This window comes from Pseudomonas sp. UBA3153, assembly GCF_002364635.1.
GTDB lineage: Bacteria > Pseudomonadota > Gammaproteobacteria > Pseudomonadales > Pseudomonadaceae > Pseudomonas_O > Pseudomonas_O kuykendallii.
Genome location: NZ_DEYR01000010.1, coordinates 715 through 10,685 on the forward strand (window position 1 = coordinate 715; position 9,971 = coordinate 10,685).

Below are 9,971 nucleotides of genomic sequence, written 5' to 3' on the forward strand. Positions count from 1 at the left end.
GCGGCGAGGTCGTTGAACGGCACCGAGCCGAAGCCGTTGCGCGCCTCGCCCTGTTCGGACAGCGCGCCGAAGGTCAGGCCGTGGCCGCTCTGGCTGGCGCTGATCACCTTGCGCGCGCCGCCGCGATGCAGGCGGCCCCATTTGCGCGCCAGTTGCACCGCGGCCTCGTTGGCCTCGGCGCCGCTGTTGAGGAAGTACGCCTGTTCGCTGCCGGTGGCCTGGCACAGCCGCGCGGCGAGCTTGAGCAGGCTGCGGCTGTAGAAGCTCGGGCCGGGGTTGAGCAGGTTCTCGGCCTGACGCTGCAGCGCTTCGACCAGCACGTTGGGGCTGTGGCCGAGGCTGTTGGCGGCGCCGCCCTGGTGGAAGTCCAGGTAGGCGCGGCCGCCGCTGTCCCACAGCCAGGAACCCTGGCCGCGGACGAAAACCTGCTCCGGACGCTCGATCGTATGCATCAGGCGCAGGCGGGCCTGTATGTCACGCATGTTCGCTCCCGCCCTGGTGCAGGTACTCGACACGGATCTGCCGGCGACCGTGATGGTTCAGGCCGAGCACGCGGCGCAGTTCGCGGCCCCCCTCGACGATCAGCACGAAGCCCTGTTCCGGCGGAAAACGCTCCGCCAGCAGGCGACGTACCTGGCGGTACTGCGCGCTGCGAACGGTCAGCTCGGCCAACTGCATATCGCCGTCGAGCAGGGTGATCCGATAGTCGCTCATGCGCGCAACCCCTCCGGCGCCTGGCCATACAGGCGGGCGCTCCAGTCTTCGATGCGGCCGGTGGCCAGGCGCCGCGCGGCGGTGTCGCGCCAGCGCACGCTGAGGTCGTAGCAGGAGACCAGCTGCTGCAGGCCGGCGCGCTCCAGCGGTGCCTGGTAGAAGCTGCGGATCGCCTGGGCGACGGTCAGCCCCGGGTAGTTGCGCTGAACCAGTTGCAGGCTGTTTTCCGGGCTGACGAAACCGGCCTTGAGCACGCGGTAGTACCAGCCGAAGCGGCCGCTCTCCTGCGCCCATTGCGGCATTTCGGCGATCCCGCTGCGGTGGCTCAGGCGGTAGCACGGGGAGCGCGGCTGGCTGACCTGCAGTAGCGCGTCGCCCCAGCGGAACACGTCGCCGATGCACACGCGGTTTTCCAGCAGGCCGTAGGTGGAGAGGTTTTCGCCGAAGTCCGGCGCCTTCCAGTCGATCTGCGGCAGCACGCGTTTCCAGTGGGCATAGTGCTCGGCGGGATAGTGGTGCAGGACGCGCTCGGGGCCGCCATGGAAGCGGATGTCACCCTGTTCGTCGCTGCCCAGGCCTTGCGGCCATAGCCAGAGCCGATGGTTGATCGGCTGCTTGTCGGTCGCGCTGATCAGCCCGACGCCGATCTCTTTTGCTTTGCCTATGAATAAACCGTTGACCTTGATGGCTTTCATCGCCGTTCTCCGCACCGAGCCCTCGCTCTGTGGGGCTAGATTAAGAGCGGCAGGGGGATGCGGATATTTCGATTTTTCAGATTCATTGATAAGCTCTGCTTATGGATTTTCGTCAACTTCGTTACTTCGTCGCCCTCTACGAGGAAGGCCATGTCGGTCGCGCCGCCGAGCGTCTGAGCCTTTCGCAGCCGGCGCTGTCCCAGCAGATCCGCGGGCTTGAGCAGGGTCTGGACGTCAGCCTGTTCCAGCGCAGCGGCAAGCGCCTGCTGCCGACCCTTGCCGCCCACACCCTATACAACCATGCGGTCGCGCTTCTCGACGGCATGGAGCGCGCGCGCGAGGCGTTGCGCAGTTTCCGCGGCCAGGCGCCGCGCAGCCTCGCCATCGGCGTGCTGCAGACGGTCAACGCCAGCCTGGTGCCCATGCTGCTGGAGCGTCTGCGCGAGGCGCAGCCGCAATTGGTGGTGCAGATCTACGAGTTGTCCGGTATCGACATCGAGCGGCGCCTGCTTACCGGCACCCTGGATGTCGGCATCGGCTTCCTGCCGCCTCGCCAGCCGGGGCTGCATTCGCTGCCGCTGTACGAGGACGAGCTGCAGCTGGTGATTCCGGCCGAGCACCCGCTGAAGGAATTCAAGAAGGTCTCCCTGACCCAGGCCGCAGAGTTGCCCATGTTGCTGCTGGGGGAGGAGTTCCGCGTGCGGCAGATCTGGCAGGAGCAACTGGCGGCGCTCGGCCGACGCCCGCGCGTGCAGGCGGAGCTGAACCAGATGGGCGGGATTCTCGACAGCCTGGCGCAATCCAACCTGGCCACCGTGCTGCCCGGCCGCGCGCGCCAGGTCAACGCCACCGACCGCCTGTTGTGGAAGCCGCTCAGCGAGCCGCGCGTGCTGCTACAGGTCGGCCTGGTATTCCGCGACGCGCAGCGCCAGCAGGCGACGCTGGAACTGCTGCGCTCGCTGCTGGAAGGGATCAACCCGCCGCGCGACGGGCTGAGCTGAGGTTACTTCGCCTCGTCGCGCGGCGGGCGTAGCACCAGCCACAGGGCCAGGGCGATCAGCACGCCGCCATACAGGTAGGCCCAGGACAGCTTTTCGTCGAGCAGCAGCACGCCCCAGAACACGCCGAACAGTGGAATCAGGAAGGTCACGGTCATCGACTTGACCGGGCCGATGTCGGCGATCAGGCGGAAATACAGGATGAAGGCGAACGCCGTGCAGACCACGCCCAGCCCCACCAGCGCCGCCCAGGTGAGTGGATCGCTCCAGTGCGCCTGCGATTGGCCGGGCAACGCCCAGAGCATCAGCGGCAACAGGCTGAGGGTGGCACCGACCTGGCTGGCCAGGGCCAGCAGACGGCTATCCAATCCGCCGCGCTCGCTCACCCAGCGCCGCGTGAGGAAGCCGGATAGCCCGTAGCAGGTGGTCGCCACCAGGCAGGCCGCAGCGCCCCAGGCCAGGTTCAGGTCGAAGGCCACCGGCCCGGTGCGACTGAGCACGGCAACACCGGCCAGGCCGAGCAGCACGCCGGCGCCCTTGCTAGGGGTGAGCGATTCGCCGAAGAACAGCGCACCGATGAGGACGCCCATCAAGGGCGTGGTGGCGTTGAAGATCGCCAGGTAACCGGCCGGCAGGTGCTGCGCGGCGACCGCGTACATGGCGAAGGGAATCCCGGCGCTGATCACCCCGAGCAGCAGTACTCGGCCGAGCAGGCCACGGAAATCCCATCGGATGCGCAGCACGAGGACGATCAGTGCCAGGCCCAGGCAGGCCATCGATACGCGCGCGAAGGCCGTGGGCAGGGTACCGATCTGCGGCACCAGCATCCGCACGAAGAGGAAGCTGGCCCCCCAGATGGCGGCGAGACTGATCAGGCGAAGGTAATCGGCAGCGCGCATGGGACGATTCCGCGGGAGTGGGCGCCGAGTGTTGCCATCCACGCGTCGTCTGGCAATCCGATTTCGGCTTTTGCGGTTTTTTCCGGGCAATAAAAAACCCCGCCGAAGCGGGGTTGATTGATTTCGACTTCCTTGATCCGCCGCCAATCCTTAGCGGGTTCCGACGTATCCGTGTTCGACCTTGGCGCTTCCTGCGCGACGTCCTTGGAGCAGGAGAATACGCAGGCGTCCTGTGGCTGGATAGAGGCGGAAAGCCATCACGTTTTGTAAGCTTTGGCTTACAGGTGCGGCCATTCGCCATTAGCGTCCGCCTCTTTCTTTAGCCCATAGAAAAGCCCCGCGCTGGCGGGGCTTTTCGGAGCATCGCGAGCGGTCAGAACTGCGCGGCGTCCAGCAGGTACAGCGATTCGCTACCGGCCTTGACCGACGTCGTAAGCGAATGGATACGCGGCAGCAGGCGGGCGAAATAGAAGCGCGCGGTGCCGAGCTTGCTGGCGTAGAACGCGTCCTCGGTTTCCCTGCCCAGCGCGGCGCGCGCCATCAGCGCCCACATGTAGGCGTAGGCGGTGTAGCCGAACACGTGCAGGTATTCCACCGACGCGGCGCCGATTTCGTTGGGATTGCTTTGCGAACGGTCGAGCAGCCAGCCGCTGAGCTCGTCGAGGTTCTTCACCGCCGCGTCCAGCGGTGCGGTGAATTCGGCGAGTTCGCTGCCGGCGGACGCGGTGAACGCCTTGATCTCATCCGAGAAATGCTTGTAGAACGCGCCACCGCTGCCGACGATCTTGCGCCCGACCAGGTCCAGCGCCTGGATGCCGTTGGTGCCTTCGTAGATCTGCGTGATGCGCACGTCGCGCACCAGTTGCTCCTGACCCCATTCGCGAATGAAGCCATGGCCGCCGAACACCTGCTGGCCATGTACCGTGGTTTCCAGGCCGAGGTCGGTGAGGAACGCCTTGGCTACCGGAGTGAGCAGGGCGACCAGGTCCTCGGCGCGCTTGCGCTGGGCCGGGTCCTCGCTGAACTTGGCGGTGTCCAGTTGCATCGCGACGTAGGTGGAGAAGGCGCGGCCACCCTCATTGCTGGCCTTCATGGTCAGCAGCATGCGGCGCACGTCCGGGTGCACGATGATCGGGTCGGCGGCCTTGGTCTTGTCCTGCGGACCGGTCGGCGCGCGGCTCTGGATGCGCTCGCGGGCGTACTCGACGGCGCTCTGGTAGGAGCGTTCGCCCGACGCGAGACCCTGGATGCCGACGCCCAGGCGCTCGTAGTTCATCATGGTGAACATCGCCGCGAGGCCCTTGTTGACGTCGCCGACCAGCCAGCCGGTGGCGCCGTCGAAGTTCATCACGCAGGTGGCCGAGGCCTTGATGCCCATCTTGTGTTCGATCGAGCCGCAGCTGACCGCATTGCGCTCGCCCAGCGAACCGTCGGCGCCGACCATGAACTTCGGCACCAGGAACAGCGAGATGCCCTTCGGCCCGGCCGGTGCGTCGGGCAGCTTGGCCAGCACCAGGTGGATGATGTTTTCGGTGAGGTCGTGTTCGCCGCCGGTGATGAAGATCTTGGTGCCCGAGACCTTGTAGCTGCCGTCGGCCTGCGGTTCGGCCTTGGTGCGGATGATGCCCAGGTCGGTGCCGGCGTGCGGCTCGGTCAGGCACATGGAACCGGCCCAGACGCCGGCGTACATGTTCGGCAGGTAGGCGTCCTTCAGCTCGTCGCTGGCGTGGGCGTTGATCGCCAGGCAGGCGCCGGCGGTGAGCATCGGGTACAGGCCGAACGACAGGTTGGCGGAGTTGACCATCTCCTCGACCTGCGCGCCGATCACCTTGGGCATGCCCATGCCGCCGTACGCCGGGTTGCCGCCGACGCCGACCCAACCGCCTTCGGCATAGGTGCGGTAGGCCTCGACGAAGCCGGCCGGGGTGCTGACCACGCCGTCCTTCCACTGGCAGCCTTCCTCGTCGCCGCTGCGATTCAGAGGCGCGATGCTGCGTGCGTTGACCTTGCCGGCTTCCTCGAGGATGGCTTCGGCGGTGTCGGCGTCGACGACCTCGGCCAGCGCCGGCATCTCGGCCCACAGACGGGCCACGTCGAAGACTTCGTTGAGGACGAAACGCATATCGCGCAGGGGCGCTTTGTAGTCAGCCATGGTGCATACCTCGAGATCGGCCGGCCTCGGTGGCCGGTGCTTGATTCCACGAGTCTAACCGAAGACCTTTTCAGAGACGTAGGTTCATGTTGTGACCGGTCGGACAGCTTTCGATCCGCTGATCACGCCGCTTTCAGGCGCCGCGCTGCGGCTTCAGGCGCACCGCGCCGCGGCGGTTCTGGCCCTGCACGAAGACCCGGTTGCGCCCGGCGCTCTTGGCGCTGTAGAGCGCCTGGTCGGCGGCTTTCAGCACCGCGTCGGCGCTGCGCAGCTCGTCGCTGCGCGCGGCTACGCCGAGGCTCATCGTCACCGACACGGCCTCGACCTGGGTGTTGCTGCGCAGGTTGCGGCCTTGCAGATTGTCGGCCGGGCGCTGCTGCCGGTCGCGCAGTTGCAGGCTGTAGGACTCGATGGCCTGGCGCACCGCTTCCAGGTGCGGCAGGCAATCGTCGGCGTCCTTGCCGGTGAACAGCAGGGTGAATTCCTCGCCGCCGTAGCGGTAGGCCTTGCCACCGCCGCCCACCTTGCGCAGCTGCGCGGCAACCATGCGCAGCACCTGATCGCCGACGTCGTGGCCGTGGGTGTCGTTGAATTTCTTGAAGTGATCGACATCGCCCATGGCGATCACGTAGCTGCGGGGCAGGCGCTGCAGGCGCTCGTTCAGCGCACGTCGGCCGGGCAGCCCGGTGAGTTCGTCGCGATAGGCCATCTGGTACGCCTCGTGGGCCAGCGCGGCGGTCTGCGCGAGCATCACCAGGCTGCTCATCACCCCCAGCGCGTGCGGCAGGATGAACACCTTGGGCAGCATCCACAGCAGCCCGGCCAGACCGATCAGTTGCGCGGCGTGCGAGGGGCGCGGCTGGCGCAGGTACTGGATGGCGAGCAGCAGCAGGGAGCCGGCGAACGCAATGTAGGCGAGCTGCACCAGGCTCATCCACTGGCCGTGCAGCAACGGCCAGTAGATCTGGGTGGTCACGCTCAGCAGGCCCTCGGGAAAGCGGCGGGCGACGGCCACGACGACGCCCAGCGTGGCCAGCAGCACGGCGGTGCGGGCAATCAGGTCCTGCAGCAGGTGGGCACGCTCCTGCCACCCGCCATACAGCCCGTAGAGCAGCGGCAACAGCAGGCTGCCGAGGTGGAACACCAGCGCGGCGTCGGCGCTGGCGGCGCCGGTGAGGCGGAAATGGTCGACCTCGTTGTCGAGGAAGAAATACAGCAGGTACACCACCAGCAGCAGGAACAGCTGACGGACACGCCCGTAGACCAGGCAAAACGCGCCGCCGAGCAACAGCAGCAGGGTGGGCAGCACGTTGAACAGCGAGGTGAAGAACTCGGTCATCTGCGCCAGGGAGCCGGCCACCGCACCGCCGCCGACCAGTAGCAGCGGCACGAAGAAATGACTCGGACGAAAGGAGGCGAGATTCCGCACGCGGGATACCGGTCGATGGCGTTGGATCGATCAGGGGCACCTATAGTGGCATTTTCGCCCCGGCGGCGGGAGATCGCGATGCCACGGCCTTTCGTCGACCGACGAGGCGTCGGTCGGCAGCAACAAAAATGCCGCTCACCTCGCGGTGAGCGGCATCGTGAGGACCGTCCCTCGGCTTAGTAGCCCAGGGCGAAGTCCTCTTCGGCCATGTCCATCAGGTTGTCGGCGCCGGACAGCATGGTTTCCACATGGGTGCGGGTGCGCGGCAGGATGCGTGCGTAGTAGAAGCGCGCGGTCTGCAGCTTGGCCTTGTAGAAGGCTTCGTCGCCGGTGCCGGCCGCTAGCTTCTCGGCTGCCAGACGGGCCATGTCGGCCCAGAAGTAGGCCAGGCAGACGTAACCCGAATACATCAGGTAGTCCACCGAAGCGGCACCGACTTCTTCGCGGTTCTTCATCGCGGCCATGCCGACCTTCATGGTCAGCTCGCCCCATTCCTTGTTCAGCTTGGCCAGCGGTGCGACGAATTCCTTCACCGCGTCATTGCCTTCGTTGGCCTGGCAGAACTTGTGGACGATCTTGGTGAAGCCTTTCAGCGCTTCACCCTGGGTCATCAGCACCTTGCGGCCCAGCAGGTCGAGGGCCTGAATGCCGGTGGTGCCTTCGTACATCATCGAGATGCGGCAGTCGCGCAGGTTCTGCTCCATGCCCCACTCGGCGATGAAGCCGTGGCCGCCATAGATCTGCATGCCGTGGGAAGCGGACTCGAAACCGACCTCGGTCATGAAGGCCTTGGCGATCGGCGTCAGGAACGCCAGCAGGCCGTCGGCCGCCTTGCGCGCTTCTTCGTCCTGGCTGTGCTGGGTGATGTCGACCTGCTTGGCGGTGAAGTACACCATCGCCCGGTTGCCCTCGGCGAAGGCCTTCATGGTCAGCAGCATGCGGCGCACGTCCGGGTGCACGATGATCGGGTCGGCAGCCTTGTCGGGCGCTTTCGGACCGGTCAGCGAACGCATCTGCAGACGTTCGCGGGCGTAATTGATACCGCCCTGGAAACCGACTTCCGCATGCGCCAGGCCTTGCAGCGCGGTGCCCAGGCGAGCGGTGTTCATGAAGGTGAACATGCAGTTCAGGCCCTTGTTCGCCGGGCCGATCAGGAAACCGGTGGCACCGTCGAAGTTCATCACGCAGGTGGCGTTGCCGTGGATGCCCATCTTGTGTTCCAGCGAGCCGCAGGAAACGCCGTTGCGCTCGCCGACACCGCCTTCGGCGTTGGGCAAGAACTTCGGCACGATGAACAGCGAGATGCCTTTGGTGCCGGCCGGTGCATCGGGCAGGCGCGCCAGCACGATATGGACGATGTTGTCGGCCATGTCGTGTTCGCCGGCGGAGATGAAGATCTTCGTGCCGGACACCTTGTAGGAGCCGTCGGCCTGCGGTTCGGCCTTGGTGCGCAGCATGCCCAGGTCGGTGCCGCAGTGCGGCTCGGTCAGGCACATGGTGCCGGTCCATTCGCCGGAGACCAGCTTGGTCAGGTAGGTCTGCTGCTGTTCGGCGGTGCCGTGGGCGGAGATGGTGTTCATCGCGCCATGCGACAGGCCGGGGTACATGCCCCACGACCAGTTGGCCGAGCCGACCATCTCGCTGACCGCCAGGCCGAGGGATTCCGGCAGGCCCTGGCCGCCGTGCTCGACGTCATGCGCCAGGCTCGGCCAGCCGCCTTCGACGAACTGCTTGTAGGCTTCCTTGAAGCCGGTTGGCGTCTTCACGCCTTCCGGGCTCCAGGTGCAACCTTCCTGGTCACCGACGCGGTTCAGCGGAGAGATGACTTGCTCGCAGAACTTCGCGCCTTCTTCGAGGATGGCGTTGACCATGTCCGGAGTGGCGTCTTCGCAGCCGGGCAGGCTCTGGTAATGCGTTTCGTAGCCGAGCAGTTCGTCGCGTACGAAACGGATATCGCGCAAGGGGGCCTTGTAGTCAGGCATAACGGTAAACCTCTGCGGTGGGTTCGTAATGTAAGAGCCACTCACGGGCTCTCTGGGGCGACCGGTGCGCCGGTCTTGGCATCGCATCAAATCGCTGGCGGCCGACAGGGCCGCCAAGCATCAAACAGGCGTTTGAAACATACGTTCGCGCTTTGGCCTTGTCAACCCTGGGCCAAAGAAGCGGCCACGCCATTCGGCGCTTTGAACAGTGACTTTAGTCTAGGTGTTGCCCGGCAAACGCGCAGGTGTGCGCCCGAGCGAGGAAGCTCGAAGTGAAACCGGGAAGGTCTGCTGCCAGCGGACGCTGGCGAGGGATCAGGCGCGGATGTCGATCAGGGTGCCAAGTGCGTCGTCGGCGGTTTTGACGACTTTTGCGTTGACCTGCACGTCCTGCTTGCCGGCCTTCAGGTCGACCAGGCTGCGCGCCAGGTCGTCGTTCTCGCGCACCTGCGACGAAGTTTCCTCGACGCCGTTGCCGCGCGCAGCCGACTGGCTGGCGATCTCGCCGGCGGCGCGGTCGACGCGCTGCTGGCCGGCCTGGATGCCGCTGAAACCGCTGCTGAAGGCACTTCCTGAGATTTGCATGGCGAAGGCTCGGGGAAAAGGTTTGAGTGGTTATTGAAACAGAGTCGCTGCGCCGGGCGTACTGGCAATGGGCTATGTAAACCGCCGTGCTTAGAACCCGAGCGCTGCCAGGTCCAGATGCAAGGCGACGCTTGCGGCATCGGCGCGATCCAGGCGCGGCACGCGGCCGAGGCAGGGTGCCGGCAGGCGCTCGGTCAGCGTGGCGAGGTTTTCCTCCAGCCGCGAGGTCTGCGCGTCGACCAGATTGGCGACCCAGCCGGCCAATCGCAGGCCGTCGCGCTGGATGGCTTCGGCGCTGAGCAGTGCGTGGTTGATGCAGCCCAGCCGCACGCCCACCACGAGAATCACCGGCAGGCCGAGAACGATGGGGAGGTCGGACAGGCTGGCCGTGCCGGCCAGGGGAACGCGCCATCCGCCGGCGCCTTCGACCAGGGTGAAGTCGGCCTGGCGGGCGAGGATCGGCCGCACCGCATCGACCAGCGCCGGCACGTCCAGCCGCACGCCGGCCTCGCGGGCG

10 protein-coding genes are annotated in these 9,971 nt (G+C 66.3%); 1 reads left to right on the forward strand and 9 read right to left on the reverse strand.

The features are described from left to right. The 3 genes from B2X67_RS02435 to B2X67_RS02445 all read right to left on the reverse strand — a co-directional run. On the reverse strand, nucleotides 1-482 hold a 482-nt coding region (locus tag B2X67_RS02435), incomplete at its 3' end, for an aminotransferase class III-fold pyridoxal phosphate-dependent enzyme (protein ID WP_414703999.1). Further along, nucleotides 475-714, reverse strand: coding sequence for a hypothetical protein (locus B2X67_RS02440; protein ID WP_286784499.1), 240 nt, complete (start codon nucleotides 712-714; stop codon nucleotides 475-477). The genes B2X67_RS02435 and B2X67_RS02440, both read right to left, overlap by 8 nt. Further along, on the reverse strand, nucleotides 711-1,409 hold the full coding sequence (locus B2X67_RS02445; RefSeq protein WP_286784500.1) for an MOSC domain-containing protein: 699 nt from the start codon (nucleotides 1,407-1,409) through the stop codon (nucleotides 711-713). The genes B2X67_RS02440 and B2X67_RS02445 overlap by 4 nt, the downstream gene beginning before the upstream one ends. Nucleotides 1,410-1,510: 101 nt before the next feature. Here B2X67_RS02445 and B2X67_RS02450 point away from each other — a divergent pair, with 101 nt between their 5' ends. Continuing rightward, complete coding sequence (locus tag B2X67_RS02450) at nucleotides 1,511-2,410, forward strand: LysR family transcriptional regulator (RefSeq protein WP_286784501.1); 900 nt, start codon at nucleotides 1,511-1,513, stop codon at nucleotides 2,408-2,410. Nucleotides 2,411-2,412: 2 nt separating this feature from the next. On the opposite strand, the gene B2X67_RS02455 is transcribed toward B2X67_RS02450, so the two are convergent. The 6 genes from B2X67_RS02455 to bioD form a co-directional block, all read right to left on the reverse strand. Then, the gene (locus tag B2X67_RS02455) at nucleotides 2,413-3,306 is read right to left on the reverse strand and encodes a DMT family transporter (protein WP_286784502.1); all 894 of its coding nucleotides are present in this window, start codon (nucleotides 3,304-3,306) and stop codon (nucleotides 2,413-2,415) included. A 373-nt stretch (nucleotides 3,307-3,679) separates the two neighbouring features. Then, a complete protein-coding gene (locus tag B2X67_RS02460) occupies nucleotides 3,680-5,458 on the reverse strand; it encodes an acyl-CoA dehydrogenase C-terminal domain-containing protein (RefSeq protein WP_286784503.1) in 1,779 nt (592 codons plus the stop codon). A gap of 133 nt (nucleotides 5,459-5,591) precedes the next feature. Then, a complete protein-coding gene (locus B2X67_RS02465; protein ID WP_286784504.1) occupies nucleotides 5,592-6,887 on the reverse strand; it encodes a GGDEF domain-containing protein in 1,296 nt (431 codons plus the stop codon). Nucleotides 6,888-7,063: 176 nt separating this feature from the next. Beyond that, a complete protein-coding gene (locus tag B2X67_RS02470) occupies nucleotides 7,064-8,869 on the reverse strand; it encodes a phenylacyl-CoA dehydrogenase (RefSeq protein WP_286784505.1) in 1,806 nt (601 codons plus the stop codon). Nucleotides 8,870-9,184: 315 nt separating this feature from the next. Next, entirely contained in the window at nucleotides 9,185-9,454 is a 270-nt protein-coding gene (locus B2X67_RS02475; RefSeq protein ID WP_286784506.1) for a hypothetical protein, read from the reverse strand. Nucleotides 9,455-9,544: 90 nt separating this feature from the next. Further along, on the reverse strand, nucleotides 9,545-9,971 hold a 427-nt coding region (gene bioD / locus B2X67_RS02480), incomplete at its 5' end, for an ATP-dependent dethiobiotin synthetase BioD (RefSeq protein ID WP_286784507.1).